The organism is Pseudovibrio axinellae (assembly GCF_900110875.1).
GTDB lineage: Bacteria > Pseudomonadota > Alphaproteobacteria > Rhizobiales > Stappiaceae > Pseudovibrio > Pseudovibrio axinellae.
Genome location: NZ_FOFM01000003.1, coordinates 98,107 through 124,541 on the forward strand (window position 1 = coordinate 98,107; position 26,435 = coordinate 124,541).

The window sequence follows — 26,435 nt, forward strand, 5'->3', positions numbered from 1 at the left end:
AGAAATGGTATTCCAAATATTAGAGTATTGAAATCTAAAGCTTTTTATTGGTCTATATATATTCATACTGAATAATATGTATTATGAAAGTTATTTTATATCAAATTTTAGATATTTGGGTGATGGTGTGGCTAAGAAGCAAAGTAATCCAATAATTAGTTATGATGCCCGCATAGGAAATGTTTCTGCAGAAAATGACTATGATTTCTTAAATAACTGCTTTGTTTCACACCGTGCAGTTAGCGAGATTATGGACCTAGAATCTGCTAAAATGATCCTCGCAGGTCGAACTGGTGCTGGTAAAACCGCTATTCTTAAGCATATTGAAGAAAAAAATAGAAAAACCTCTGAAATTATTCCTTCAGATATGTCCATGCACTATATAAGTAATTCAGATATCATCAGGTTTTTGGATGATATCGGTGCTAATCTTGATATGTTCTTTCAAACGCTTTGGAAACATGTTTTGATTATTGAATATATCAAAATGAAGTACCATTCGAACTCCGAGCCTAATTCTACTTATTTATTTGATAAAATACTTGATTTTTTTGCGTCGGATCACAAGCGAAAGATTGCTGAGCAATATATTGAAAAGTGGGGGTCCGTATTCTGGATCACCATGGATGAAAGCATTCGAAGTCTTACAGAAACTTATGAGCGCAACATAACTGCGGAACTAGGAGTTGATGTAAATAAGTTCAAAACAAAGGCTGGGTATGGCCAAAACTTGAGTGCTCAACAGAAAAGTGAGTTTGTCGCTCGTGCTCGAAAAGTAATTGATAGTGGACAGCTTGCTGCTCTTTCAAGCGTAATTGAGGCGCTTTCTAATGGCTCCAAGGAGACAAATCGAGGGCGCACATACTATATTTTGATAGATCAGCTCGACTTAAACTGGGCAGAAGAGCGGATACGATTTCGATTGATCAATGCGCTGATCCAAACTCTTCAAAAATTTCGAAAAATCCATGACTTAAAGATTATAGTCGCATTGAGATCAGATGTGTTGGAACGAACGAAACAGGAAAACGATGAGTTAGGCTTTCAAAGTGAGAAGTATAAAGACTACATCTCAGAGATACGTTGGAGTACCCGGGAACTTAACGAGCTACTACAAAAGCGTATAAACTATCTCTTCAGGAAGAAATATACGAAGGATAATGTGTGCTTTGATGATATATTTAGCCATGAGATAAAGCGTAAAAAATCTTTAGATTATATATTAGCTCGTACTCTATTTAGGCCACGAGATGCTATCGCATTTGTTAACGAATGTTTGAAAGAGGCTGATGGAGCGTCTGAAATAACTCCCAAGCATATAAATGCAGCTGAACTTGCGTATGCTGTGGATCGAAAACAGGCATTGATTGAAGAATGGAAGTCTGCATACCCTTCGCTAGCCAGTCTGCTCTCAGTTTTAGAGAATAGATCTGATGTCCTTCTTTTTTCTGAGTTCAGTTCAAAGCAAAACATGGAAGCTTTGGCTTATAGAATTGCTGATAAGGACAAAGAAGCATTTGATCCGCTGTTTGTTGCCGCAGAAAAAGTGGCTTTCTGGACGGCAGAACAACGCGGTGATCCCTATGATGAACTAGCGAGAAAATCACTTGTGGTCCTCTACAGGGTCGGTGTTGTCGGTTTAAAGCTAAGCTCCGAAATTCCTTATAGTTATAGCCACCTAGGAGCATCGTCTATTTCGGAAAGTTCCTTCAAACATGATACGAAAATTAGAATTCACGAAATGCTACATCGATCCCTAAACATTTATAGCGGCAACAAAAATAAGCATCAGCACCGAAGTTACGAGACGTCCTAAGGCTTTCCCCTTCCCATCCGACACCTTTTCCGCTACCATCCAACATACCACCACCAATCCTCAAAGGATTCCCAATGCCGCTGCGCATGCACATCGCTGTAAAAATCACCGCCCGTGTCCATGATGGTCCGGCGTGTGGGCGATTTATGGGCTTGGCTTAAAGCTCCCTGACATGAGTGAGAACCGCGCCGCTGAGCCTTTGGGCTCGCCCGTTTGGCGTCCTCATTTAAGCAAGAGCGTTTAGGCAGCGGGGCAGGGCGTGTCATTGCACGTGCAACTCCAGTGGGTGTTTTCACCGCAAATCCTCAGTTTCCGCTGAAAAACGGGAGTATTGAGGAAATCTAAGAGCCTGATTATCAATCAGCCCCTTTATTGCGCTGCCAGCATTCGTTAAAAGACCTCCACGAATTTTATCTGCCCGGCTCTGACTCAAACTGTGTTCAGCTGCTGGCACATGCAAACCCTTGAGGGATTATGTCCGACCTCGAAACACTCGAAGCCGAGATTAACACCGCGATTGCCGGTGCTGACTCTGAAGCCGCACTGGAAGATGTGCGTGTTGCCGCCCTTGGCAAAAAGGGCAGCGTTTCTGAAAAAATGAAAACGCTTGGCAAAATGACGCCGGAAGAGCGCAAGGAAATGGGCCCGCTGCTCAATACCCTCAAAAACCGTGTTGGCGAGGCAATTGCAGCCCGCAAAGACGTGTTGAAGGAAGAAGCACTCAACGCCCGTCTGGCATCAGAAACAGTTGATGTAAGCCAGCCTTTGCGCAACACCCCGGCAGAAGAAGGCCGCATCCACCCTGTTTCTCAGGTTACTGAAGAGCTGGTCGCAATTTTCGCGGACATGGGCTTTTCCGTTGCTGAAGGACCCGATATCGAGACAGACGAGCTGAACTTTACAGCTTTGAACTTCCCGGAAGGCCACCCAGCCCGCGAAATGCACGACACCTTCTTCTTCAATGAGAAGGAAGAGGGCGAGCGCATGTTGCTGCGCACGCATACATCCCCAGTACAGATCCGCACCATGCGCTCTCAAGAGCCGCCACTGCGGATTATCATTCCGGGCCGTACATACCGTTGTGACAGCGATCAGACCCACACACCAATGTTCCACCAGATGGAAGGCCTCGTGATCGACAAGACCACGCATATCGGCCACCTGAAAGGCACATTGGAAGAATTCCTCAAAGCGTTCTTTGAGGTCGATAATGTGGAACTGCGTTTCCGCCCAAGCTTCTTCCCATTCACCGAACCTTCCATGGAGGTGGACGTGAAGTGCGATCGCTCTGGTGCAGAAGTGAAAATTGGCACCGGTAACGATTGGATGGAAATCCTCGGTTGCGGCATGGTTCATCCAAACGTATTGCGCAACTGTGGTCTGGACCCGGATGTGTACCAGGGCTTTGCATGGGGAATCGGGATCGATCGCCTCGCAATGCTCAAATACGGCATGAATGACCTGCGCGCCTTCTTTGATGCAGACGTACGCTGGCTGAAGCACTACGGCTTCCGCCCACTGGACGTTCCATCCCTTATGGCAGGCCTTTCCAAGTAATCTTGGTCCTAACAAAAGAGCAGACACATGAAATTCACCCTTTCCTGGCTCAAGGACCATCTTGAGACCGATGCAAGCCTTGATGAAATTGTTGAACGCCTGACACTCATCGGGCTGGAAGTTGAAGAAGTCACCAATCCGGCTGACCGTCTTGGCACATTCAAAATCGCCCGCGTGTTGGAAGCTGTTCAGCACCCGAATGCAGATCGTCTGCGCGTGTTGAAAGTAGACACCGGCGAAGGCGAGCCAATGCAGGTTGTGTGCGGTGCACCAAATGCCCGTACCGGTCTGGTCGGCGTATTTGCCAAACCGGGCGATTATGTTCCTGGTCTGGACGTAACACTTGCAGTTGGCAAAATCCGCGACGTGGAAAGCTTCGGCATGATGGCTTCCGAGCGGGAGCTGGAACTTTCAGACGAACATGACGGCGTTATCGACCTGCCAGAAGATGCACCAGTTGGCACCCCATATGTAGAGTACGCAGGTTTGGATGATCCGGTCATCGAAATCGGCCTGACGCCAAACCGTCCAGATTGTGCTGGCGTTTACGGTATTGCGCGTGATTTGGCAGCGTCCGGCATAGGCACGCTCAAAACACCGCAAAAAACGCAAATCAACGCACACAGCAACGCAAACGACCCAAAAGTCCTTATAGATCTGGGAGATAACCCAGAACACTGCCCTGCATTTGGCTATCGTGTGGTCCGTGGCATTCAAAACGGCCCGTCCCCTAAGTGGATGCAAAAGCGTTTGATTGCGATCGGCCTGCGCCCGATTAATACCCTTGTCGACATCACAAACTACATGACGTTCGATCAGGGCCGCCCGCTGCATGTCTTTGATGCAGATAAGGTTTCTGGTGATCTGACGGTACGTCACGGTAAAGCTGGCGAAGAACTTGTCGGCCTTGACGGTAAAACATATGCCGTTGATGAAAGCGTTGTAGTCATCGCAGATGACAACGGTTTGGAGTCTCTCGGCGGAATTATGGGTGGAGAATCAACAGGTTGTGACGAAACCACAACCAACGTTGTGATCGAAAGCGCGCTGTGGTGCCCAAATCGCATCGCTCGCACCGGTCGTAAACTGGGAGTATCTACCGACGCACGCTACCGTTTTGAGCGCGGTGTTGACCCTGCATACATGGTGGAAGGGCTTGAAGTTGCAACCAAATTGGTCATGGACCTGTGCGGCGGCGGCGAAGCGTCCGACCTCAACGTTGTAGGAGAAGTGCCTCAGGAAGAGCGCATTATTGAGTTCCCACTGAGCGAAGTAAAGCGCATCTCCGGCTTGGAAGTCTCTCATGGCGAGATCAAAGCCATCCTCTCGCTCCTCGGTTTCTGGGTCGCTGGCAACGGTGATGTGGTTAAAGTTGCTCCCCCAAGCTGGCGTCCTGACGTACACGGAAAAGCTGATTTGGTAGAAGAGGTTATGCGCATTGTCGGCATCGACAAAGTGCCAACTGCTACCCTTCCACGCATGGAGCCTGTCTCGCAGAAGGTGCTGACCCTCAGCCAGATCCGCCGCTCCAGTGCACGCCGCGCGCTTGCAACACGCGGTATGAATGAGGCCGTACTCTGGTCCTTCATTTCAAAAGCCCAAGCTGAGCTGTTCGGTGGCGGTAACCCAATGTTATCATTGGCAAACCCGATTTCCTCCGACATGTCAGACATGCGCCCGTCTTTGCTTCCAGGCCTCCTTTCCGCTTCCCAGCGCAATGCGGACCGTGGTTACGCAGATGTTGCTCTGTTCGAAGTCGGCCAAGTCTTTGAAAACGATACTGAAAATGGCCAGAAAATGGTTATTTCCGGCATCCGTCGCGGCACAGCAAAGCCAATGGGATCAGGTCGTCATTGGTCACAAAACGCTGATAATGTTGACGTATTCGACGCAAAGGCTGATGCAGGCGCTGTCCTTTCTTCGATTGGTGCTGCGGTAGACAAGCTGATGGTGTTCACAGATGCCCCATCCTACTATCACCCTGGTCGCTCCGGTGCGCTGAAGATGGGTCCTAAAAATACGCTTGCGTATTTCGGTGAAATTCACCCTAAGACCTTGGAAGAATTGGACATTGAAGGACCGCTTGTTGCGTTTGAAGTGTTCATTGATGCGGTTCCGGCACCCAAGAAAAAGCCAACCAAATCCAAAGGTGCGCTGAATGCGGTGGACCTGATGCCAGTCAAACGGGACTTCGCGTTCCTGGTAGATGCATCGCTTCCAGCTGATAAGCTGCTTCGCGCTGCCAAAGGCGCTGATAAAGCTTTGATCACAAACGTGAATCTCTTCGATATTTACGAAGGGAAGGGTGTTCCGGAAGGTCAGCGATCACTCGCGATTGATGTGACGCTACAGCCAACCAAAAAGACCCTCACGGACGAGGATATTGAAGCAGTCTCAAACAAGATTGTTGCATCCGTTCAAAAGGCTACCGGCGGTACCCTGCGCGGATAACACGACCTTAAGCAATGAAAAAAGCGGCCTTCACAAACTGGAGGCCGCTTTTTTAAAGGTTGATATCACCTATGCAACGCGGTGATTTGTAAAAGGCCGACCTCTTGATCGTAAATGGGGGTATCGCTCCAGCCACTTCAAGCGTCATCGACGCCTTCTTCTGGCATTACACCAACGTCCTGTGAAACAACACTAGCCCGACCACAGAACCCGCGCCGTCGCCGTATTTGTTGGCAGTCTTGACTGTTCAACTCAGTTTTGGGCCTGCAGGCGTGTACAAGGTCAACCCCACCCCCGTCGATCTTAAGCGCCATTCCTTCTGTCAGAGCCGTCGCCACTGTGGTGCGCGCGTGCGAAACCAGCCGTGAGAATGTCGGACGCGAAATTCCCATTAAGTGAGCTGCTGCAGTATGTTCCAGCCCTTCAGCATCGGCTAACCTCAGGGCCTCAATGCCATCTTCATTCAACACAGCAGCCTTCAATTCGCTCAATGGTACTCCTTGCGGCTTGAAAAATCGAACTTTGGAACTCTTTTGAACCATCCGGCGTTTTTTGGGGCGGGGCATATCAAGTGCTTTCTAGTAATGATCTTATGTTCATAAAGATGGCAGGCTCGGACAGATCAAACAAGTTCGTAAATGAACATAAGTTCATTACCGGAGATGCAAGCGCTCCAAGATTTAAGAAATGTTTAGCAGAAGGGTCGTGGTCCTAGTTAAGCTAGGAGCACTCGTAAAGAGAGCGAATGATTCGACGGAGAATGAGCGTGCTCTCATTTTTCCTTAGTGATGAGCTCAGCCAAACAAAATAATGCACCGGTAGGTTAACACTCAAAGTAATAATCCTGTGGAACCAAGAATATAAATACTGCGTACACTGAGCTGAACGGAACCGAAATTTCGTGATCTGAAATACCAGGCTGCCCCTTGGTATTTCAGAGATCTGATGATTGAAACCTAATCGCGCATGGGCGGGAACTCCTAGCGAGCCTACGCTCGTAAGTAGTATTTCTTTTTGACTTTACCGCAAAAAATTACAAACTCCTGCGTGTGTAATTAATTTAGAAACTGAATTACATTGGGACTTGGAAAATGCGCTGGTATCAAGTGTATTTGAATAAATTGAAGAGCTATAAATTACCTTGGCACATCGAAGATGTTTCCATGGCGAATAACCTGCACCTCGTCTAACGGTTCCCAAGCTTGCAGCAGTGTCGTTCCTGCTGCATGGCCGCATGTGACCCTGCCTTTAGCCTCTTATAGTCTGCCAAAGATGCAGAGCGCGAAAGCCAGCAAGAACATGCACTCATCTTCAATCAAGTAAATGTCCATATCAGTTTGATGAAATGCAATAGGTGTATCTGAAAATCTGTGATTGGATGCTGGCAATACATTTGAGTTCCAGGCTTAAACTATGGAACGTTGATATTGCTTATGCGGTAATAGAGTTTTTGTAACTTTTGCTTTTGTTTTATGAGCAAGGGACGGGATCTCTTTAACTAATGCTTGGTTGAGGAAATATATAGATCGCAGCGCGACCAAGATTAATCGATGCTAGTAATCGTTTGGTCAAGTAATACGCTTGTCAATTTGAATGTTATGCGTATTTCATAGAGGTTTAAGTGACTGCGATCTGTATATTCATCATATAGATATGCACATGTTGATATTGTTACTTATTGTTAAAAGCCAATATCTCGATATTTAATGATGAACGAAAGCGAAACGGCGTATCAAATTCTCCTGTTTTCTATTTTATACTAATAGTTACATGAGATGTGCGCCTTTCACCAATTCGATTACATAAACCACAGCCAACGCAATAACGAAGAAGCAAGTAAAAGGACGCTCTTATGTCTAAGTTTATGCCAGAACCGTTCAAGATCAAATCTGTTGAACCAATGTACTTCATTTCTGACGAGCGTCGTGAAGCAGCAGTCCAGGAAGCTGGCTTCAACACATTCCTGTTGAAGTCTAAAGACTGTTACATTGATTTGCTGACTGATTCCGGTACATCCGCAATGTCAGACAAGCAGTGGGCTGGCCTTATGGTTGGTGATGAAGCATATGCTGGCTCTGAAAACTTCTACCACCTGGAAGAAGTTGTAAAAGAATACTTCGGCTTTAAGTACCTGATCCCTACTCACCAGGGCCGTGGTGCAGAAAATATCCTGTCCACCCTTACAATTAAACCGGGCGATTACGTGCCTGGCAACATGTACTTCACCACAACGCGTTTCCACCAAGAGCGCAACGGTGCAACATTTGTTGACGTAATCTGCGATGAAGCTCACCAGCCAGACCTTGCAGACGTGCCTTTCAAGGGTAACGTTGATATTGCCAAGCTGCAGAAACTTATCGATGAAGTTGGCGGGGACAAGATCCCTTACATCTGTCTTGCTGTGACCGTGAACCTTGCTGGTGGTCAGCCTGTTTCCATGGCAAACATCAAAGCAGTCAGCGAGCTTTGTCACAAGCACGGCATCAAGGTGATGTACGATGCAACGCGTTGTGTTGAAAACGCATTCTTCATTAAAGACCGCGAAGCAGGCTTTGAAGACAAGTCAATCAAGGCAATCCTGCTTGAAATGTTCTCCTACGGTGATGGCTGCACCATGTCCGGCAAAAAAGATTGCCTGACAAACAACGGTGGCTTCCTGTGCATGAACGACGAAGAGCTGTTCCTTGAAGCAAAAGGCATGGTTGTTCAGTTCGAAGGTATGCCTTCATACGGCGGTCTTGCAGGTCGTGATATGGAAGCGATGGCAATCGGCATTACAGAATCCGTTGAATACGACTACATTGCACACCGCGTAAACCAGATTCGTTATTTGGGTGAGCGTTTGGAAGCGGCTGGCGTGCCAATGGTTAAACCATACGGCGGTCATGCAATCTTCTTGGATGCACGTGCATTCCTACCTCATCTTGACCAGCAACAGCTTCCTGCACAAGCCTTGGCAGCTGCGATCTACCGTACCTCTGGTGTTCGTACCATGGAACGCGGCATTGTTTCAGCTGGTCGTGATGTAAAAACGGGCAAGAACCACGTGCCAAAGCTTGAAACTGTTCGTCTGACAATCCCACGTCGCGTGTACACATACGCTCACATGGACTACGTCGCAGACGCAATTATCGAGCTTTACAAAAACCGTGAAAGTATCCGTGGTCTTGAGTTCGTATTTGAACCAAAAGTACTACGCTTCTTCACTGGCCGCTTCAGCGAAATCTAAATAATCGCGGTTCCAAGTAGTAAAGATACGTATTGCGATTGAAGAATTGGAGGAGAGGAAGTTTTCTCTCCTTCGGTTTCAAATATAAAAATCCAGTTCTTAGTTGTTAATATAAATCAATACTACGTATTAGTGTCGTTGCTCTTGTCGTTTGTGGGCGGCGATAAAAATATTCCTTATTGGTCACGGTAATAAAAAACCAGAGTTGGGAGGCTCATGATGACCATCGCAACCGAACAAGTACAATCTCCAGAAGATTCAGAGGCAGAACCTTCGAAAAAAGGTCAGGGGACCATCCTCGGCGCTAGTGTGATTGCAGCGGGCACTGCAGTCGGCGCCGGCATGTTCTCACTGCCAGTAGCAAACAGTGGCGTGTGGTTCAGTGTTTGCCTCGTTCTAATGATTGTAGTTGGCTACATTATGCATAGTGCGTCTATGTACATTATGGAGGTAACGCTTCACTTCCCGAAAGGGTCTAACTACGACAGTCTTGCCAAAGGAACAATTGGCAACTTCGGGCGACTGATCAATGGATTGTCAGTCGCTTTTTTATGTTATGTACTTACCTACGCCTACATCTCAGGCGGTAGCTCTATCATCACATACTCGCTCTCAATCTTCGGTGACATACATATGCCATCCGGTCTGGCGAGTTTGATCTTTGCTGTGGTGTTGCTCTCGATAGTACTTTGCGGAACAAAGGTCGTTGATCGTGTCACAACAATCTTGATCGGCGGCATGCTGATCACCTTCTTGATGAGCTTGAGTGCGCTGATTGGTAACTCTTCCACTGCAAATCTGTTCCCAGACATTAGCCTGGCTGATCGCACACCTTATGCGTTCTATACAATCAGCTTCCTGGTTGCGAGTTTCGGACTGCAGATCACGGTGCCAACGGTCACCAACTACCTTGGTAAGGACGCAAAGCGCACGGGAAAGGCATTGGTCTACGCAATCTTGCTCGCTGGCGCTTTCTACTTCCTCTGGATGTTTGCTGTGTTCGGGAATCTCTCGCGTGATCTGTTCCCTGAAATCATCGCAGAAGGTGGCAATATTGGTAGCATTATAGGCGCACTTGGCGAGTCCGGTATCGGCACAAATATCTCTGTCGCGCTGCAGATATTTGGCAATATGGCTGTTGCAACATCCTTCTTGGGTGTGTCGCTCAGCTTGTACGATTACATCGCTGATTTGTTCAAGTTTGACACCAGTGTTTGGGTGGGGAAATTGCAAACGTGTTCAATCGCATTTGTACCAACCATCATCCTCGCAATCTTGTTCCCTAATGGGTTCATCACAGCTATCGGCTATGCAGGTGTCGTGCTGGTGATCTTCAGTCTGCTGACACCGATCATCATGGTGCGCATCTGTCGTCAACGTAACCCGGGCCTTTTTCAGGTCTCTGGTGGTACCACCAGGCAGGCTATGGTCTTTGGCTTTGGTATTGTCGTGTTCATCATCACAGCGTTTGAACTGACAGGGAACCTGCCTATCTTTGGTCACTAGACAAGGCCTCAATTGCATCAGAGGCACTGCTGAAGATGCATTAAATCCAGCCAGCATTCTAGGATCAATCAGCTTGCCGCGACATCCCTCAGTTGCGGCAAGCGTGTCTTAGATGGTCTCAGCACTCTTGTAGCACGCAGAGCCATCAGAAAAGGGTGCTTACTCCAGGGAGGGGGAGCACCCTTTTTGTGTAAGGGCAGCTGCCAGATAACGAGCTCCGGCAAAAGCACCGCTCTCAACGACCTTCTGCTGGCAGATCAATACTCCAGTACCGAACAGCGTCTGCTCCCAAGGTTTCCAAAGTTGCTTGGAAATGAGAAAGATCCACATACTGTCGTAGCGCCTTGCTCACCTGACAGACGGCTGTTTCCTGTGAAAAATTATGATGGGTGCGAAGGGCTTTTACGTCCATGATCCAGTCCTGATAATCTCCAAAGCGGCTGATGAACTGCTCCGTTTGCCAGTCACTTACGAAAATTGCACGCAATACAGGAGGAAGAGCATCTGCAAAGCGCAGAATCTTCTCGGGAGACAAACGGTGACGAAAGGTCAGCAATACCGCCTGTACGCTAGTGTAGGTCTGGTTGCGGGTTGTCAGGCCGAGCGTTTCCTGGGCGTCTTTGAGAAAGGATTCGAATTGCTGCGAAGCGAGTTGGTATTCCTGTGGCATGGGCATAACAATTTTTCCTGAGAATGGCATCACACACGCGGTTACTGAATTCCCGGAAAAGCATAGCTTATCATCTTGCAGTGCAAAACTATTCTTTCTTTGCCAGAACACTTTGGTGATTAATAGGTAAGAATACGTATATACGCTGAGGTCTGGGCATAGAGTTGGCGAATCGAAAGAGGCGTGGCAGAGATGTATAAAATAAAATTTGGGGCGCGACATTGTGCGCTGCAAAATGACAGATAAAGCAAAGTCCGAACCGCTCATCGGTATCATGAGCGTCAGCCAAGCTTGAAAACTGTATTGACATAGATCAAGCTGCTATCTACCCTTCAGTTGTCATTGAAGTGGAGGTACTATGACTTTCGGCTTGGTATTATTCATTTGTGTATTCTTTGCGATCCTTGGAATGGTTGTGGTTTCTGAGTTTGCTTTGCGCGGTAGATCAACAGATAGCGTTGTCGCTGGTCTGGATGCTGATACCAGCAAGGAATAACTCAAAGAATTGTCCAACTGAGTGTTGAGCGCAGGTTTCTGAGGACGGAAAGAAACCTGACGTGGACCACAATGACGAGGCAGCTAGAGCTAGAGTATCGGGGGATTCTAGCTCTGCTGCCTTTTTATTTATCTAGTAAAATCAAATCATTATAATAACTACCTTACTGCTATTAGTAATTTTATGCTGGTGGTCTTAATGCTCAAAGTAAGGTTGAACTAATATTATTACTCGCTTCTGTATTCATGAAATCTTCTGATAAATCGAAGTAATTTCATTCACCTTCTGTATTTGCCTGATCGTTATCACAAAAAATTGTACGCAGATTGATGTGCGTATATCTGTGATTTTGTGAAGGGAATTACCATGGCTACAAGTGAGAGGCGCACGGAAAAAGTATCGATCCCAAGCGTGGGCGCAACACTGGTTGGCACGGCTTATTGGCCCGCTGGTGAGCCGAAATCATCGATCTTGATTAATTGTGCAATTAGTGTACATCAGGCATTTTATGTTCGGTTTGCCGAATGGGTCGCGGAGCAAGGACACCTGTGTCTTACTTATGATTATCGCGATTTTGGAGCATCCTCTAAGGTGCATCCTCGCCAGTCTGAAGCAACGATCTCTGATTGGGGCGTGTTTGATCAGCAGGCTGCATTGGAGGCCCTTTTGCAGCTGGCGGATACTCCTAAGGTTCATGTGATTGGGCATTCTATGGGTGCTTTCATGATGCCACTCCATCAAAATCTTAGGAAAGTGGATCAGGTCACAGCTGTCGCGTGTGGCCATGCATACTGGCGTGATCACCATCTACCTTATATCTTCGCTGTGTTGGCTTATTGGTACTTGCTTGGTCCGGTGGCTACACGCATGAAGGGATACTTGCCCGGCAAATCAATGGGACTGGGCGCGGACTTTCCTGCAGGTGTTTATTGGCAACTGCGTAAATGGTGTACCTCACCAACGTTTTTTAAATGCGACCTTGGTGACACACTGCCGCTGATGCTGGAGGAGCCGTTCACAGGCCCGCTGCGGATCATGTCCCTCACAGATGATGACGTCGCTCCCACGGCCTCTGTTGATCGCTTTGCATCATGCTTCAAAGGAGCGCAGATCACACGTCAGCTGCTTCACCCAGCTGATTATGGAATTGGTGCCGTCGGACACATGAGCGCATTTTGTAAACGAAATGCCGCCTTGTGGCCGGAGATTCTAGGTGCATCTGAACTTAAAAACGCTGCTGCCTAACTTATTCCACACAGATGGAAATCTCCTTTCGGATTATGTTAGAAAGCCGACCAAAATATCGAAGTAGTCTGTTGCACCTTTGAGTGCTGACAGACTGCTTTTACATGACGAAAAATTGAAAATTACAAGCTTAACCGTTGACTGACCCATATATGAGCGTGGGCTTCTCTAGTTTCGAAAAACAGGTAATTTCGTGGTTTTAAGGCTGATAAAAATTCTGGTCGCATGGGCCTTTGGAGCGTTCGCAGCCCTTGTGTGTATCAGCAATTTTCAAGAGGCCTCAATAAACCTCGGTTATATCCAAACCGTTATTTCGATGGTTGATGTGTTCCCCACGAGCCCAAGGTCTCGGGCCTTTTTACCGCTGGAAAGCATCTCAACTCTGTTAAGCATAATCGTGGCGCTTGATGGGCTCATTGCATTCCTGCTGATTATTGGTGGCCTGCGCATGCTCATCAATATACAGGGCCCAGCTTTACAGTTTAACCGCTCCAAGTCTGTGGCCTCGTTTGGCTACTGCGTTGCGTTCTTGCTCTGGTTTGTGGGCTTTGTGACCATCGCTGGCGAATGGTTCCTGGCCTGGCAATACCCGATGGGGAAGGGTGCTATAGATATCTCTTTTAATATCAGTATGGTCGCGTTGTTGGGACTGATCTTTTTAAATCAAAAAGATGATGAGGTGACGTGAGACGATCCAAAATCTCTTAGTTTCCCTCTATTAGATGTGACCTGAGACTATCCAGCCGAAGCATTTGAAGGACTGCTTTCGTCAGGAATTTGCTCCACTTTTGAAATGCAGAACTCTTGTATTGATTGGGAGCGGATATGGATACCACCTTCGGGAGGAATGGATTTTCTGGCCAACCTGCCGCGCCTAATAAGCGGGTGCACGAGACCGTTCCATTTCGCTTTCTCAGCAACAACTACCTGATTGGGCTTGGCTTAGCGCTTCAAAAAAAGAATTTTAATGAATACCTGACAGGAAGCGGCAATACCGTTCAGCGCAAAATAGGCACGCAGGTACAGAGGGTAACGCTTCAGTACACCAACAAATCCTTTTACTTTTCATCCATCAGCAATGGGGCAATCGTGGTTTTCGATTATCTGTCTCAAGATGAAAAGCTGGCACAGATCAACTCATTCGCTCATGTTGGCAAACAATTTGCGATGATCAAAAAACAACAGATCAGCGAACTACATGAAATCGCCAAGAAAACGCGGGCGGCCAGCGCGATAGACCTGCTGCTTGATGACTATCCGGGGTCCTTGACCATGTTACACCCGGTCAAGATACACAGGTGGATAGGTAAGGATCGGATCGATTGGTATGCCCGTCAAGGCGGACGTCATTATCGCATCAAAACCTCCAATGCAGGCGCTGCTTTGAAACAATGGTCTGACGATAAGGTCCTGCTCAGGCTGAATAAAGGTCAAGTTCGACTGCATGAACATATTCTTCAGACCCGCGGCGTTGCACAAGGCTAATCTGGAGCCGGCTTAAGACATCGCCTTGTCAGCCTTAGCACTATCAAGAGTTGAAAAGACAAGCCCAAAGTCATTTGGGGTGTGTCATGAGCAAATGAATCCTATGCTGCTCAAAGCGTGCTGGCATGGAATGGCGAAGAGCAGGGCTTTTCGCGGCGAACAGGCGTCATTTAAACGAAAAAAGCGACTCGATGAGCCGCTTTTTATCTTTTTCAATAAAGCGCAGGTGCTTTATGACTTTTTCACGAACTCTGTCAGGATGACGATCCGCTGGTCATTTACGCGGCCTTCAATATGCTCTGCGTTGTCGTGCACCAGTGAGATGTTGCGAACAGCGGTTCCCCGTTTTGCGGTGAAGCCTGCGCCTTTTACCTTCAAGTCCTTTATGAGAGTGACGGTATCACCAGCACTCAGCACCGCACCATTGGTGTCTTTGTGGATAACAACGTCTTCATCATCACCAATATCCTGGCCAGCCTGCGCCCATGCCAGTGTCTCGTCCTCAAGGTAGAGAGTGTCGAGCAAATCACGGGCCCACGCTTCACCAGAAAGACGGTTCAACAAGCGCCATGCACTTACTTGAACAGCAGGTTCTGTGCTCCAAGCGCTCTCATTGAGGCAGCGCCAGTGATTTTGGTCCAATTCTGCACCATCTACAATTTGTACAGAGCAGGTGGAGCAGGCCAGGATAGATTTATCAGCACCCTCGCGAGCATCTGGGCCAACAGCAACGGCACGCAGATCATCAGTCGCGCCGCACAGTTCGCATTTGTTCTCTGCGCGGCTGCGCAGGTCATTCTCAAGTGACATGATTTACGTACCTTCCAGAAACTTCAGGATTATTCACGAATAAAGGCGGCCCATAAGACCGCCTTTAAATTCCAAAAAATAAGGCTTTTGAGCCAGCGACTTACCGTAAAAGTGCTTGTCCTATTCTTGGGCCCAGCACAATCACCGCTGCAACGCTGCCTTCCTCGCACGGCTTTCGCATCCGCAAATGACACTTCGTCATTCGCGTTGTTACGCAATCCGATGCTCAGTCATCCATCTTCAGCGCTTGAATGAACGCTTCCTGAGGGATCTCAACCTTACCAAACTGGCGCATCTTCTTCTTACCCGCCTTCTGCTTGTCCAGCAGCTTGCGTTTACGAGAAGCATCACCGCCATAACATTTCGCGGTCACATCCTTACGCAGAGCAGAGAGTGTCTCACGTGCAATCACGCGTCCACCAAGAGCTGCCTGAATAGGAATTTTGAACATATGACGAGGGATCAGTTCTTTAAGAACCTCACACATCGCACGTCCGCGTTTATCTGCCTGCGAACGGTGAACCAGCACGGAGAGAGCATCAACTGGCTCGTCGTTTACCAGAATAGACATCTTGGCCAAATCACCAGCACGGTATTCGCTGATTGTATAATCAAACGAAGCGTAGCCTTTAGAGATGGACTTCAGGCGATCATAGAAATCGAAGACCACTTCGTTGAGCGGCAGGTCATAAGTGACCATAGCGCGAGACCCAACGTAAGAAAGGTCAACCTGTACACCGCGGCGATCCTGACACAGCTTCAGGATTGGGCCAAGATACTCATCCGGCGTCATGATGTTGGCACGGATCCATGGTTCACGGATCTCTTTGATCTTCACAACATCGGGCATATCCGCCGGGTTGTGCATTTCAAAGTTGGAACCGTCAGTCATCTCCATCTCATAAACAACAGATGGTGCTGTTGCGATGAGGTCCAGATTGAACTCACGGGAGAGACGTTCCTGAATGATCTCTAGGTGCAGCAGACCAAGAAAACCACAGCGGAAACCAAAACCAAGCGCAGCCGATGTTTCCATCTCATAAGAGAAAGATGCATCATTAAGGCGCAACTTGCCCATGGCAGAGCGAAGGTCTTCAAAGTCGTTCGCATCAACCGGGAACAGGCCACAGAAAACAACAGGCTGTGCAGGCTTAAAGCCCGGCAGCGCTTCGGTGCAGCCCTTCTTGTCATGGGTTATCGTGTCACCCACGCGGGTATCCGCAACTTCTTTGATGGAAGCTGTCAGAACACCAATTTCACCGGGTCCAAGACGGTCCGTTGTAACAAAGGCTGGGGTCATCACACCAACGCGGTCAACTGGATAAACAGCGCCAGTACCCATCATCTTGATGGTGTCGCCTTTTTTCAGTTCACCGTCGATGATGCGAACCAGAACCATCACACCAAGGTAGGTGTCGTACCAGCTGTCCACCAGCATGGCTTTCAACGGTCCGTCCGGATCGCCTTTTGGTGCAGGAAGTTGTTTGACGATTGCTTCCAAAACATCAGGAATACCAAGTCCGGTCTTCGCTGAAATCATCACTGAGTCAGAAGTATCAAGGCCGATCACATCTTCGATCTGCTCTTTGATGCGATCCGGCTCAGCAGCAGGCAAGTCGACCTTGTTAAGCACGGTCACGATATCGTGGTCGTTGTCGATGGCCTGATAGACGTTCGCAAGCGTCTGCGCTTCCACACCTTGGGAGGCATCAACCACCAAAAGGGAGCCTTCCACCGCAGCAAGGGAGCGCGAAACTTCATAGGCAAAGTCCACGTGACCTGGGGTGTCGATCAGGTTCAGTGTGTACTCTTCACCATTGTCGGCCTTGTAGATCAGGCGAACGGTTTGAGCCTTGATGGTAATGCCGCGCTCCTTCTCGATATCCATGGAATCGAGAACCTGCTCCGTCATCTCACGATCAGTGAGAGTGCCGGTAGACTGGATGAGGCGATCAGCCAAGGTAGACTTACCATGGTCGATGTGCGCGACAATCGAGAAATTGCGAATATTGGACAAAGTTTTAGTCGTCATGGGCGCTCAATTACCACTGCTTTGCTCTATGGCAAAGCACATAATAAGCACCCATGCTTTTTTTTGGCGTTTTCCAGCCAATAAAGTGAATAGACAGAGCTCAGAACCCAACTTTTCCAAGAACAGCGCCTAAAAGTGATATTCGAGGCCTAAACCAAATAAGTGGGCAGTAATGTCCGTCGATGCGTTGCCAGACCCGGAAATATCACCTTTCGTGCTGAGTGAGATGTCCGCAGTCTGGAAGAAACCATATTCCAGAGTTGCCCCTAGCTTAGGGGTGATCGCGACTATAACGCCCGCACGGGCAAGCAATGCACCAACGGTAGACTGGTTGCCTTTGATTGAGAATGAATTACCGTTCTCGTCCGTCCCTTTAATCGTGCCGATCACCGGAAAAGCAGCCCCAATACTGAAACCAGCAAACGGAATTACCTTTTTTGTAATCGGGGAGAGGGGGGCGGCGAGCACAACACCTGCCATCACATAGGCCGCAGCAACCGACCCGCTTCCGCCACTCACACCTGAAAGGTTAGAGACACTGTTACTGATATAACCAGTATCCAGCTGTAGTTTCACAAAGTCGCCGGCAGTCACGCCGCCAAAAACAGCAGCATTCCATCCAATATTATACTCAATGAACTTCGTTCGCCCGGTGCCAGGGGTATAAAGATCGCCATCTGGAGCATAGGAGGCAAAAACCTTGGCTCCGGCGTAGGGCTTGAGCGGAAACATACCCATCGCCGCAGTTTCAGCCGCTTCTTTCGCAGCCGCTTGCGCTGCCTCGGCTAAATCTGCTCCGTAAGCACGCGTAATGTGTGCTCCTGTCGACAAGAACGCAGCAACAATCATAATTAAAGTAAAGGAAGGCGTTCCCATTGCGCACTATCTCCTGAAGTCATGGAGGGAGATTCGCGCAAATAACTAAGTCTTACTAAATATTAAATGGTGTAATTCACAGAACAAGAGAATTCTAAGTACTAATTACAGGGAAATAATTTGTTAAATGAGCTTGGTGATTGTAATTTTGGTCAATAGAGTGACTTGCACCAAAAAGGCGGCAACGTGCCGCCTCTGTCAATATTGACGCTTATTGCGATCTTGAACCCCATTTCCGATTCAAAAATCGTAACGCAGACCCAAACCAATCATGTGCGAACTCAGGTTTGTTTTGAGCGTATTTTCTACAGCAAGGCCGCCAGCAGTGGTCGTCTGTGTCACATCAAAATCAGCCGTCTGGAAATAAGTATAGTCAGCAAATAAATGCGTGTTCTCATACATCTGGTAGGCAAGGCCGCCAGTGAGCTTCCAGGCAAACACATATTGGTCTTCTATGTCGATATCACGGGTCTGAAACCCATCTGATAAGAGCCTTTTGTCCATCTCAGGTTTTGCGATACCAATCCCGCCGCCAGCAAATGCTGTTACTTGATTGCTCAGGGGAATGTCAGCAAGAATATTCGCCATTGTATAACCGGCAACCACACGCCCGCCGCTGTCGTTGGTGATGGTAATTGTATCACTGCTGAAATTTTGAACGGTGCTTGCCAGATACCCAAGCTCGCCTTCTACCCGCAGGTAGTCATTGATCCGCTGTCCGAAACTTGCACTGATCGCCCATTCACTTTCATAGTCTGCATGATAGCTATCAGTTGGGTAGCCGCTGACAGCGTCAAAACTACTGCGAAGCGAAAATGCCTTCGCCCCCTTTAAACTAACATACGTGGTGTTATCTTGAGCCTGCAGGTCTGAGGTCCCTCCGATTACCAGTGCAACACCTGTTAAGAGCGTAAAAATACGCAAAATCCGTTTCACTTCAAATACTCCCGACATGAAAATGCGAGTGAGGAGATATTCAAGACTGCATGATGGGGCCCGGTTAAATGAGCGCAACTTGCTTTAAAACAGCGTGTTTGTGTTGCACAAATAAACGAATGCTAAGCTTAAACATAACCAATATCATTTAAGATTATTCTTGAATATCTTGGTTAAAAATACGTAAAAATAACAATAACTTATTCTAATTCATCTATAGATGATGGCGAATATCTGTCCCGAGCGACTAAAGAGTAGTCTGTAATAAACTCAAGTATTTGCCTACGGGAGTTTCTTGAGCGCTTTTAAGAAATGTGTCAGAGCTGAACCCTGACATAAGATCTTGAGGGGCTCCTATGAATTTGCGCCGTGCCATCAAATCCGACCTTCCTGCACTCTTGGAAATTCATAATGATGCTGTCAAAAGCCTTGCCGCGATTTGGACAGATGCATTAGAGACACTGGAAGATCGAGAAAACTGGTTCGATAAACGAACGGCAGGTGGTTTCCCAATTATCATTGCAGAAAATAGCCAGGGTGAAATTCTCGGTTATGGAAGTTACGGCCCGTTCCGTGAAAAGTCAGGTTATGACAAAACCCTGGAGCATTCTGTCTACATCAGGCCTGAGGCGCAAGGCAAAGGAGCCGGGTCCGCCTTACTGCAAGTGCTGATTGTGCTGGCAAAGCAAGATCAATATCACGTTCTAATCGGTGCAATTGACAGCGAAAACAAAGGCTCAATTCGCCTTCATGAGCGCTATGGCTTTAAAGTAACCGGAGAATTGCCCCAAGTTGGCTTCAAGTTTGGCCGCTGGCTAGATCTGACGCTGATGACACTCATATTGAATGATGATGAGGCCCCGGTTGCATACATCCATAAATAGACCAGAGAGGGGAGGGCATTAGCTCCCCATTTGACTGGTACCGTTCCTCTTGCCCGAGGAGTATAGCGTCATCTGTTACGGCTTATTGCGATGGCCAGGTAATGTAAAAGTGCAGGTTGATGCCTATTCCGATGAAAGCCGCGTTTAGACCGGTTGCTATATCTATTAGCTGTCCATCTTCATTTAAAGTTGTAAGGTCGCTGAACAGTTCAGAGGGGCTGGTATACTCACCGGTGTAATCGACAGAGGATGTACCAAAGACGTAGTTTCCTTGGTCATCGAGATAGACAACTAATTTTGACTCAGTCTTTAACCCGTAGTCAGCCATATCTTCAATGTTTAAAGTACCACTGTTGAAGGCATCTAACATCTCTTGGGACTGAGCATCGCCGTTTGCTGCACCTTGAGTAATTGCGGTTATGATGCCAATTTGGACGCTTCTGCTGTCAGGATTCGACCACTCTTTCGATGTATCAAAGAACTCTTGAATGGCCGCTGCTTTGATTTCCCGCTTATGCAGGTAGCTGTTTAAAGCATTGTTCGTTTTTTCAAGTTCCAGTCCAACAAGAATTTCAAATATTTTGCTGACAGCTTGGTCTGTACCCTTGTTGTTGTCGCTGGAGGGAACAGACAAGCTTTCGTTTCGAAATTCTTTGTCAGGTTCTGCCTCAAGCATCTCCTCTAAAAGCGCAACTGAAATGTCTTGCTGAGAAATAAGTGGAGGTGGATCAAAGCGACCAGCTATATTGGTGTACGAAAATGAGAGACGTGTCCCTGCCGAATCCATTGCAAATACCTCTAAAAATATAAAATTAATTGCTACAGAGTTGGGTATCTACCCGGTCAACAGACTTCATATCTGGTAAGCTAGCAATATTAAGCTCTAACATGTGCATCAAGAATTCTAAGGATGCTTTTAGCTGTAGTCAAATTCTAAAAATGCTAGGAATTTAATAGATTTTTTTAAAGTTATATACTTAGAAACATCAAGAGTTAATTATAGCAAGAAGCGGCGCAGCCAATAATTTAAGCGTGTTCATGTAAGCGGAGCAGTGGCAGGAGAGTTCAATTCGCTCTGATTGAAACGCCTGTATACCGTTAAAGAACAGACAACCCGAATGCCAAACCGTCCTAAACAGTCTGCGCCAAAAACTTCATCACTTCTTTTGCTAGCTTTGGTTGAAACTCTGCCCTGTTAAAGCCCTCAGGATCTTGTGCTGGTAAAAAGCCAGGTATTTGGTTCAATGGCTTCGGGAAGGGACTCATAAACGAAAAGTGGCCTGCATTTGCAATTGGCATATGCCGAATGGGAACGTCATCAGGATAACCATTCAGCACCACATCCGTATGCCAGCTAGAGGTGAAGGCATCATGCTCTGCGGAGAAGATAAGGCATGGGGCTGTAATGTGATCCAATGCGCCACTGCCTTGCAACCAGGGTGTTGCTGGAGCCATCAAGACGAGTGCGCGAATACGTTCGTCCGCTTGCACCTCAATGGGTTCTCGGGCTTCGTTTTGCGGTTTTCCGCCAGCTGCGGCCAGCGCTGTGTACCCCCCCATACTGTGGCCTAGAACAGCAATACGGGTTCGATCCGTGGAAGCCCCAAAAGCCTCAGAGGAGAGCACCGCATCAATCACCTCGCTAATGTGGTGGGGCCGTTTAAACAAATTTGCGTCAGTGCCCTCAAGGCTGTTGTCATTCCGGCTGTTACCGCTGTGTTCTGGCAGTGCAACGACATATCCGTTGCTTGCAAGTGTACGGGCAAGGTCGCGATACCCTAAAGGGGTGCCGCCACTTCCATGTGATATCACCACAATTGGAAAGATGCCTTCAGCAATGGGGGCATTCCACGCAAGTTGCATGGAATATGGACCTTTTTGAACGCTCTCTTCTGCTCCAAGGCTTGGATAGAAGATGAATATTGGAAACGTGTCTCCGCTGAGCCTGCCGTGCACCGTCAGTTCAATCGCGCCAGTACGTTTTTGCATCATTTTGTCCTCAAGACAGCAGGGCAGCTCTGCGGAAGGTCACTCACAGACAGCGCAGGTTTGGGTTTGCGTGGGGTCGGCTTTTCACCCGGCTTTGGCTTTTTAGGAACCCAAGGCACGTCAGAAAGCCAGTAGCTCAACTCTTTTCCGCAGCCATCACCAGCGGGCGGTGCAGCCTGGTTCTTGCATTCTTTGCTGCCTGCTGGACAAGCCATCCGCACATGGAAGTGATAGTGATGACCCCACCAGGGCCGAATTTTACGAAGCCATTTGCGCTCACCAGTTTCAAACTTGCACAATGCTTGCTTGATTGTTGGATTTACAAAGATACGGGCGACCCCTTTATCTTGTGCAGCACGGCGAATGAGTTTTGCATGAGCGTCGGTCCACCGTTTTGGATTCACACGGCGGTCCGCACCTGGTCTGCTCAGGCTCCCGTTCAGCATGGAGACAGCGCTCTCGGTTTCGCGCTGTTTGGAGCTGAACTGGTAGTTTGGCATTTGCCGCAACCATATGTCGGCGTCGAGCCCGATTTGGTGTGAGGCATGGCCGGACAGCATCGGTCCGCCGCGTGGTTGGGACATATCGCCAACCAACAAGCCATTCCACCCCAGAGCTGGGGCATCGGCAGCTAGGCTTTTCAAGAACTTAACCAAAACAGGGTGCCCCCAGTTTCGATTACGTGACAAGCGCATCACCTGCCAGTTCTCGCCATTTTCAGGAATTGCCACAGCTCCAGCAACACAGCCCTTGGCATACCCGCCAAAGGATGCAGACCGTTGCTTGCTTGGTGTCTTCTTTTTGCCGAAGTGATATTTGGCTGCCCCGGGGAACTCCAGCAGCTTCAGCTGTGCCTTGCTATAATCAGCATCAGAGAATTCGGGCTTCGTGTCGGGAAGTGGTACAGCGAGTGCTTCGGCTACAAGCACACTCGCCATAATGTTGCCCGCCACCAATACAGCTGCGTGTTGAAGACCTTTCAGACCCAACATAGTACCTCCCGAAAACCCAAGCTTTGCACGAAAAGCGTTTTGTCTTTAATTTCGCGGATTGTAGCAAAGGCGAGGGGTTTGTGAAGCCTAAAAGCCGGGTCCGTCCTGCCTTTCCTCCATTAGGTCAGCCAGTTTGTTCAGATCATCTTGATGGCTTGACAGCAGATCATCTGCAACGCGGTTCAGCTTAAGGACTTCGCCGGGCCTCATGCTGTAAAGGTCGCTTCCAAAATGAGGCAGGTCTGCGTTTAAGCGAATGTATTCAACACCAGGCATATCCGCAAATAACACATCTGCATATTGTCCGGTCGACGCTGTTTGCCCATGCATGTAGCTGGATAGTAACGGTGTGCCTTCTTCTGGTGAGACCCAGCCACGAGTCCCCCAGCTTATCGCCTCCGAGAAACTGTGCTTCTCTTCAACAGGATTACCGTTACCCAGCGACAGAATGATGATGTCTTCTGGGTCCCAGCCATGACGCCGCGCTTCAGCATAGGCTGCCAGCACTGGATCATTCAAAAAGCCTGTTGCATCAATCATAATCTCCTCATCCCCCGTTGCCAGATTTTCAACCCGAGCAGGCTCAAACCAGGAGGGAGAGGAGGTTGTCGCGCGAACAGCCTGCCAGAAATAGTAGTCATCATGTTCGGTTGTGTCGTTCCTGAGGGAAACAACCCGCCGATTTTTCAAATCATACGCAGTCATGAGAACAGAGGTAAGGCTGCAGGAAAGCGCACTCCAGCCAACTCGCTGTTTGATTGCCTGCTCAACGGGGCGTTCCTGAATGCCTTTGTTGAACTGCCCAAACGGATGATAAAGGCAGCGATACAGCCAGTGTCGGCGATTGTTGATGTAAAGTTCTCGCGCATCCAGCTCGAAGAAATTCTGTAAATCGCTCAACGTCATAGCGGGCTGACCGTGCTTTGTTCTGTCTGGATTAGGCGCGGTAAGACCTGCAGCGATAAGGCCACCGCTAGAGGTGCCGCAAATTAGGTCGAAGTACCTATGAAGAGGTTCGGACTTTCCACGTTCATACAGTTTTCCTTCAAGGCCACGAAGCAAGCGAATTGGAATGAGACCTTGCGCTCCGCCTCCGTCAATGGAGAGAATAATGCGCTTTCTGTTTTTCATAGACAAACCCGATACAGTGATTTCTTGTTGTTTATCCGAGTATGTGTATCGAGTTTGTCCAAAAATGCGGTGAAGAGATGGCGCAGGCGCACACGCGGGGCAAGTCACTTATGATCGCGGTGAATGAAAGGTTAAACTTCCCCCTGTCAAAGGCGGCGTCAGGTCGTCCCGATGGAGATGCGGCTCGTGAGAAAATGGAGGAGGAGAGCGAACAGAACCAAGCTCGCAACCGACTGCATTTTTAACCGTTAGAGACCAGCTTTAGTCCCACGATAGCGGCAATCAACATTGCGATAAAGAACAGCCTGATGAAGGTAACAGGTTCTCCAAAAAGGAAGATCCCCAAAATCGCGATGCCGGATGCGCCAATTCCAGTCCAAACTGCATAAGCGGTTCCAAGTGGGATGGAGGCCATCGCTCTGGTCAGGAAATAAAGCGAGAGAAATGCCGTGATGACGAAGGTGATGCTATAAAATGGCTTGGTAAACCCGTCAGACAGCTTGAGGCAGATGGCAAAAGCCATCTCAAAGATGCCTGCTATGATGAGCCAGATCCATGCCATTTAGTTGCCTCTAACGCAATACATGTGAGTTGCATGTTATGAGCTACTCCTGATCGCCACATAAATCAATCGCCTGACGGGGCTATTACATTTTCCAGCCTATCAGATTTCCGCCCTCATAAGGGCAGGTGTCTCGCAGACATCTTAGGGCCCGTTTTATAGATTGAGCCGTTTTTGAATGAATTTCTTCAATTAAAGCCAGTGTTTCTAGGGCTTTTGGTAGGCTCCGCTGGCATAGTGCAGCTCATAGGAATGACTATAGATCTCTAGAATGTTGCCAAAGGGATCTTCCATATAAATCATGCAGTATGGTTTCTCTCCAGGGTAATAATAGCGCGGTTTTTTCATGCGCCGTTTGCCACCCGCCGCTTCTATCCTTTTTGCCAGACCCACCACATCAGGGTCTTGAACACAGAAATGAAAGATGCCGGTCTTCCAGTATTCAAAATTGTTTTCAGGATCCACATTGTCAGCAAACTCAAAAAGCTCAATGCCAACACCATCACTGGTGGAAAGGTGTGCAATTTTGAAGCTCTTCCAGCCTGCGCCAAACACATCGCTGCACATATCGCCAATTGGACTGTCATCTTCAACAATCTCGCTTGGTTCCATGATGATGTACCAGCCCATCACATCACGATAGAATTTGACAGCAGCTTCCACATCAGGAACGGAAAGTCCGATATGGGAGAAGCGTCTTGGATAAGGTAGGGACATGACAAACCTCGCTAAGCTAATCTTTATAGGCGGAGTGCCTTGAGTACGTTGGATGTAGCAAGTCTGTGAGAAAATCAAAAATTATCATTTATTACTTTTATGATAATTTAATGTTATGTATGCTGAGACCATGTTGAATTCCCTGTGGCTCAAGACCTTCGTTAAACTCACCGAAACCGGTCACTTCACCCAAACAGGCAATCAACTTGGCATGACGCAGCCAGGCGTGAGCCAGCATCTGAAAAAGCTGGAGCAGCAAATAGGTGCGCCTCTGATCACGAGAATCGGCAAGGGCTTTGAGCTGACGCGGGAAGGGGAGCTTCTGCTGGGTTTTGCGCTGACTGCAGAAAAGCAGGAAACAGACCTGCGCGCGGCCATACAGCAAGATGACCCCAATACCGGTGAAATTCGCATTGCTTGTTCCGGGTCTATGGCGCTTTACCTCTATCCAAAGCTTCTCAAGCAACAGAGAGCCCATCCCGGTTTGCTGCTGAAAGTTGAAGTGGCTCCCAACCATCGCAGTCTCCGACTGTTGCAAAGCAATGAGGTAGATCTTTGCATCGTCACCCAACAGACTGTTCAGTCTTCACTTACACAACATCACATCGGCAACGAACCGCTGTGCCTTGTGGTACCTGCTGATTTTGAAGAAAAACCATCGACCTTTGCAGACCTGGAGGCGTTGGGCTTCATCGATCATCCGGACGGTCAACACTATGCAGAGCGCCTGCTCACGCCGAATTTTCCGGAGATAAATGCTGTCAACGCTGACCTCAGAGCAACCGGTTACATCAACCAGCTCAGTCAGATCCTCGTGCCTGTCGCACAGGGGCTCGGGTACACGGTTTTACCAGAAACCGCCGTCCGCAGTTTCGAGGCGCAAGAGAAAATCAGAATTCTCGAGCTGAAAGAACCCGTCAGTGACCCACTCTATCTGACGGTAAAAAAGCATCGCACACTGGCAGCGCGTTATGATTGGTTCAGTAAGCAAATCGCGGACTTGTGTGGGCAGATGAGCAGCAGTTAGGCTTCCGTTACAAAAGCCTAACCA

The 26,435-nt window shown here is 48.2% G+C and carries 24 protein-coding genes; 11 read left to right on the forward strand and 13 right to left on the reverse strand.

The genetic code is table 11. The annotated features are described in order from the left end of the window. The first annotated feature begins 127 nt into the window (after nucleotides 1-127). Nucleotides 128-1,816, forward strand: coding sequence for a P-loop ATPase, Sll1717 family (locus tag BMZ51_RS08925; protein WP_139201366.1), 1,689 nt, complete (start codon nucleotides 128-130; stop codon nucleotides 1,814-1,816). 32 nt (nucleotides 1,817-1,848) lie between these two features. Here the strand turns inward: BMZ51_RS08925 and BMZ51_RS23890 are convergent, their stop codons facing one another. After that, entirely contained in the window at nucleotides 1,849-2,112 is a 264-nt protein-coding gene (locus BMZ51_RS23890) for a hypothetical protein (RefSeq protein ID WP_139201367.1), read from the reverse strand. Between the two features lie 178 nt (nucleotides 2,113-2,290). On the opposite strand from BMZ51_RS23890, the gene pheS reads away from it, so the two are divergent. Continuing rightward, nucleotides 2,291-3,373, forward strand: a complete 1,083-nt coding sequence (gene pheS / locus BMZ51_RS08930) for a phenylalanine--tRNA ligase subunit alpha (protein WP_068000541.1) — start codon at nucleotides 2,291-2,293, stop codon at nucleotides 3,371-3,373. A 27-nt stretch (nucleotides 3,374-3,400) separates the two neighbouring features. Beyond that, complete coding sequence (gene pheT, locus BMZ51_RS08935; protein WP_068000538.1) at nucleotides 3,401-5,824, forward strand: phenylalanine--tRNA ligase subunit beta; 2,424 nt, start codon at nucleotides 3,401-3,403, stop codon at nucleotides 5,822-5,824. Between the two features lie 137 nt (nucleotides 5,825-5,961). On the opposite strand, the gene BMZ51_RS08940 is transcribed toward pheT, so the two are convergent. Continuing rightward, a complete protein-coding gene (locus tag BMZ51_RS08940) occupies nucleotides 5,962-6,390 on the reverse strand; it encodes a DUF134 domain-containing protein (RefSeq protein WP_068000533.1) in 429 nt (142 codons plus the stop codon). Nucleotides 6,391-7,676: 1,286 nt separating this feature from the next. Between BMZ51_RS08940 and BMZ51_RS08945 the strand changes: the two genes are divergently transcribed. Then, nucleotides 7,677-9,053: a tyrosine phenol-lyase gene (locus BMZ51_RS08945; RefSeq protein ID WP_068000530.1), complete on the forward strand. Its 1,377-nt coding sequence runs from the start codon at nucleotides 7,677-7,679 to the stop codon at nucleotides 9,051-9,053. 219 nt (nucleotides 9,054-9,272) lie between these two features. Beyond that, nucleotides 9,273-10,559, forward strand: coding sequence for an amino acid permease (locus BMZ51_RS08950; protein WP_068000829.1), 1,287 nt, complete (start codon nucleotides 9,273-9,275; stop codon nucleotides 10,557-10,559). 235 nt (nucleotides 10,560-10,794) lie between these two features. On the opposite strand, the gene BMZ51_RS24490 is transcribed toward BMZ51_RS08950, so the two are convergent. Beyond that, on the reverse strand, nucleotides 10,795-11,496 hold the full coding sequence (locus tag BMZ51_RS24490) for a DUF2267 domain-containing protein (protein WP_244277615.1): 702 nt from the start codon (nucleotides 11,494-11,496) through the stop codon (nucleotides 10,795-10,797). A gap of 91 nt (nucleotides 11,497-11,587) precedes the next feature. Here BMZ51_RS24490 and BMZ51_RS24055 point away from each other — a divergent pair, with 91 nt between their 5' ends. From BMZ51_RS24055 to BMZ51_RS08970, 4 genes are all read left to right on the forward strand, one after another. Then, on the forward strand, nucleotides 11,588-11,725 hold the full coding sequence (locus BMZ51_RS24055) for a hypothetical protein (protein WP_175485009.1): 138 nt from the start codon (nucleotides 11,588-11,590) through the stop codon (nucleotides 11,723-11,725). Between the two features lie 366 nt (nucleotides 11,726-12,091). Continuing rightward, a complete protein-coding gene (locus BMZ51_RS08960; RefSeq protein ID WP_068000525.1) occupies nucleotides 12,092-12,970 on the forward strand; it encodes an alpha/beta hydrolase family protein in 879 nt (292 codons plus the stop codon). Between the two features lie 193 nt (nucleotides 12,971-13,163). Next, a complete protein-coding gene (locus tag BMZ51_RS08965; RefSeq protein WP_068000523.1) occupies nucleotides 13,164-13,658 on the forward strand; it encodes a DUF2165 domain-containing protein in 495 nt (164 codons plus the stop codon). 137 nt (nucleotides 13,659-13,795) lie between these two features. Next, entirely contained in the window at nucleotides 13,796-14,455 is a 660-nt protein-coding gene (locus BMZ51_RS08970) for a hypothetical protein (RefSeq protein ID WP_068000520.1), read from the forward strand. A 231-nt stretch (nucleotides 14,456-14,686) separates the two neighbouring features. Here the strand turns inward: BMZ51_RS08970 and BMZ51_RS08975 are convergent, their stop codons facing one another. The 4 genes from BMZ51_RS08975 to BMZ51_RS08990 form a co-directional block, all read right to left on the reverse strand. Further along, complete coding sequence (locus tag BMZ51_RS08975; RefSeq protein ID WP_068000518.1) at nucleotides 14,687-15,265, reverse strand: PhnA domain-containing protein; 579 nt, start codon at nucleotides 15,263-15,265, stop codon at nucleotides 14,687-14,689. 226 nt (nucleotides 15,266-15,491) lie between these two features. Next, on the reverse strand, nucleotides 15,492-17,297 hold the full coding sequence (gene lepA / locus BMZ51_RS08980) for a translation elongation factor 4 (protein ID WP_068000514.1): 1,806 nt from the start codon (nucleotides 17,295-17,297) through the stop codon (nucleotides 15,492-15,494). Between the two features lie 129 nt (nucleotides 17,298-17,426). Beyond that, nucleotides 17,427-18,173: an outer membrane protein gene (locus tag BMZ51_RS08985; protein WP_068000511.1), complete on the reverse strand. Its 747-nt coding sequence runs from the start codon at nucleotides 18,171-18,173 to the stop codon at nucleotides 17,427-17,429. 240 nt (nucleotides 18,174-18,413) lie between these two features. Next, complete coding sequence (locus BMZ51_RS08990; protein WP_068000508.1) at nucleotides 18,414-19,109, reverse strand: outer membrane protein; 696 nt, start codon at nucleotides 19,107-19,109, stop codon at nucleotides 18,414-18,416. A gap of 356 nt (nucleotides 19,110-19,465) precedes the next feature. On the opposite strand from BMZ51_RS08990, the gene BMZ51_RS08995 reads away from it, so the two are divergent. Next, the gene (locus BMZ51_RS08995) at nucleotides 19,466-19,993 is read left to right on the forward strand and encodes a GNAT family N-acetyltransferase (RefSeq protein WP_068000505.1); all 528 of its coding nucleotides are present in this window, start codon (nucleotides 19,466-19,468) and stop codon (nucleotides 19,991-19,993) included. A gap of 82 nt (nucleotides 19,994-20,075) precedes the next feature. Here the strand turns inward: BMZ51_RS08995 and BMZ51_RS09000 are convergent, their stop codons facing one another. The 6 genes from BMZ51_RS09000 to BMZ51_RS09030 form a co-directional block, all read right to left on the reverse strand. Then, nucleotides 20,076-20,780 (reverse strand): hypothetical protein, encoded by a 705-nt coding sequence (locus BMZ51_RS09000; protein WP_068000502.1) that lies wholly within the window; start codon nucleotides 20,778-20,780, stop codon nucleotides 20,076-20,078. 344 nt (nucleotides 20,781-21,124) lie between these two features. Then, nucleotides 21,125-21,985, reverse strand: coding sequence for an alpha/beta hydrolase family protein (locus BMZ51_RS09005; RefSeq protein WP_068000499.1), 861 nt, complete (start codon nucleotides 21,983-21,985; stop codon nucleotides 21,125-21,127). Continuing rightward, on the reverse strand, nucleotides 21,982-22,974 hold the full coding sequence (gene mepA / locus BMZ51_RS09010; RefSeq protein WP_068000496.1) for a penicillin-insensitive murein endopeptidase: 993 nt from the start codon (nucleotides 22,972-22,974) through the stop codon (nucleotides 21,982-21,984). Before mepA ends, BMZ51_RS09005 begins: the two co-directional genes overlap by 4 nt. A gap of 87 nt (nucleotides 22,975-23,061) precedes the next feature. Further along, nucleotides 23,062-24,105 (reverse strand): patatin-like phospholipase family protein, encoded by a 1,044-nt coding sequence (locus BMZ51_RS09015; RefSeq protein ID WP_068000494.1) that lies wholly within the window; start codon nucleotides 24,103-24,105, stop codon nucleotides 23,062-23,064. A gap of 241 nt (nucleotides 24,106-24,346) precedes the next feature. After that, the gene (locus BMZ51_RS09025) at nucleotides 24,347-24,667 is read right to left on the reverse strand and encodes a DMT family transporter (protein ID WP_068000491.1); all 321 of its coding nucleotides are present in this window, start codon (nucleotides 24,665-24,667) and stop codon (nucleotides 24,347-24,349) included. A gap of 207 nt (nucleotides 24,668-24,874) precedes the next feature. Then, on the reverse strand, nucleotides 24,875-25,384 hold the full coding sequence (locus BMZ51_RS09030) for a lactoylglutathione lyase family protein (RefSeq protein ID WP_068000487.1): 510 nt from the start codon (nucleotides 25,382-25,384) through the stop codon (nucleotides 24,875-24,877). 130 nt (nucleotides 25,385-25,514) lie between these two features. On the opposite strand from BMZ51_RS09030, the gene BMZ51_RS09035 reads away from it, so the two are divergent. Beyond that, on the forward strand, nucleotides 25,515-26,411 hold the full coding sequence (locus BMZ51_RS09035) for a LysR family transcriptional regulator (RefSeq protein WP_208979390.1): 897 nt from the start codon (nucleotides 25,515-25,517) through the stop codon (nucleotides 26,409-26,411). The last annotated feature ends 24 nt before the right edge of the window (nucleotides 26,412-26,435 follow it).

Coding starts and splice junctions, on each gene's coding strand:
- BMZ51_RS24490 (WP_244277615.1), bottom strand. CDS start 11,496: ATGAGCGGTTCGGACTTTGCTTTATCTGTCATTTTGCAGCGCACAATG.
- BMZ51_RS08960 (WP_068000525.1), top strand. CDS start 12,092: ATGGCTACAAGTGAGAGGCGCACGGAAAAAGTATCGATCCCAAGCGTG.
- BMZ51_RS09015 (WP_068000494.1), bottom strand. CDS start 24,105: ATGAAAAACAGAAAGCGCATTATTCTCTCCATTGACGGAGGCGGAGCG.
- pheS (WP_068000541.1), top strand. CDS start 2,291: ATGTCCGACCTCGAAACACTCGAAGCCGAGATTAACACCGCGATTGCC.
- BMZ51_RS09025 (WP_068000491.1), bottom strand. CDS start 24,667: ATGGCATGGATCTGGCTCATCATAGCAGGCATCTTTGAGATGGCTTTT.
- BMZ51_RS08945 (WP_068000530.1), top strand. CDS start 7,677: ATGTCTAAGTTTATGCCAGAACCGTTCAAGATCAAATCTGTTGAACCA.
- BMZ51_RS09035 (WP_208979390.1), top strand. CDS start 25,515: ATGTTGAATTCCCTGTGGCTCAAGACCTTCGTTAAACTCACCGAAACC.
- mepA (WP_068000496.1), bottom strand. CDS start 22,974: ATGTTGGGTCTGAAAGGTCTTCAACACGCAGCTGTATTGGTGGCGGGC.
- BMZ51_RS09000 (WP_068000502.1), bottom strand. CDS start 20,780: ATGGATTCGGCAGGGACACGTCTCTCATTTTCGTACACCAATATAGCT.
- BMZ51_RS08995 (WP_068000505.1), top strand. CDS start 19,466: ATGAATTTGCGCCGTGCCATCAAATCCGACCTTCCTGCACTCTTGGAA.
- BMZ51_RS08970 (WP_068000520.1), top strand. CDS start 13,796: ATGGATACCACCTTCGGGAGGAATGGATTTTCTGGCCAACCTGCCGCG.
- BMZ51_RS08985 (WP_068000511.1), bottom strand. CDS start 18,173: ATGGGAACGCCTTCCTTTACTTTAATTATGATTGTTGCTGCGTTCTTG.
- lepA (WP_068000514.1), bottom strand. CDS start 17,297: ATGACGACTAAAACTTTGTCCAATATTCGCAATTTCTCGATTGTCGCG.
- BMZ51_RS08940 (WP_068000533.1), bottom strand. CDS start 6,390: ATGCCCCGCCCCAAAAAACGCCGGATGGTTCAAAAGAGTTCCAAAGTT.
- BMZ51_RS08950 (WP_068000829.1), top strand. CDS start 9,273: ATGACCATCGCAACCGAACAAGTACAATCTCCAGAAGATTCAGAGGCA.
- BMZ51_RS24055 (WP_175485009.1), top strand. CDS start 11,588: ATGACTTTCGGCTTGGTATTATTCATTTGTGTATTCTTTGCGATCCTT.
- BMZ51_RS08975 (WP_068000518.1), bottom strand. CDS start 15,265: ATGTCACTTGAGAATGACCTGCGCAGCCGCGCAGAGAACAAATGCGAA.
- pheT (WP_068000538.1), top strand. CDS start 3,401: ATGAAATTCACCCTTTCCTGGCTCAAGGACCATCTTGAGACCGATGCA.
- BMZ51_RS09030 (WP_068000487.1), bottom strand. CDS start 25,384: ATGTCCCTACCTTATCCAAGACGCTTCTCCCATATCGGACTTTCCGTT.
- BMZ51_RS09005 (WP_068000499.1), bottom strand. CDS start 21,985: ATGATGCAAAAACGTACTGGCGCGATTGAACTGACGGTGCACGGCAGG.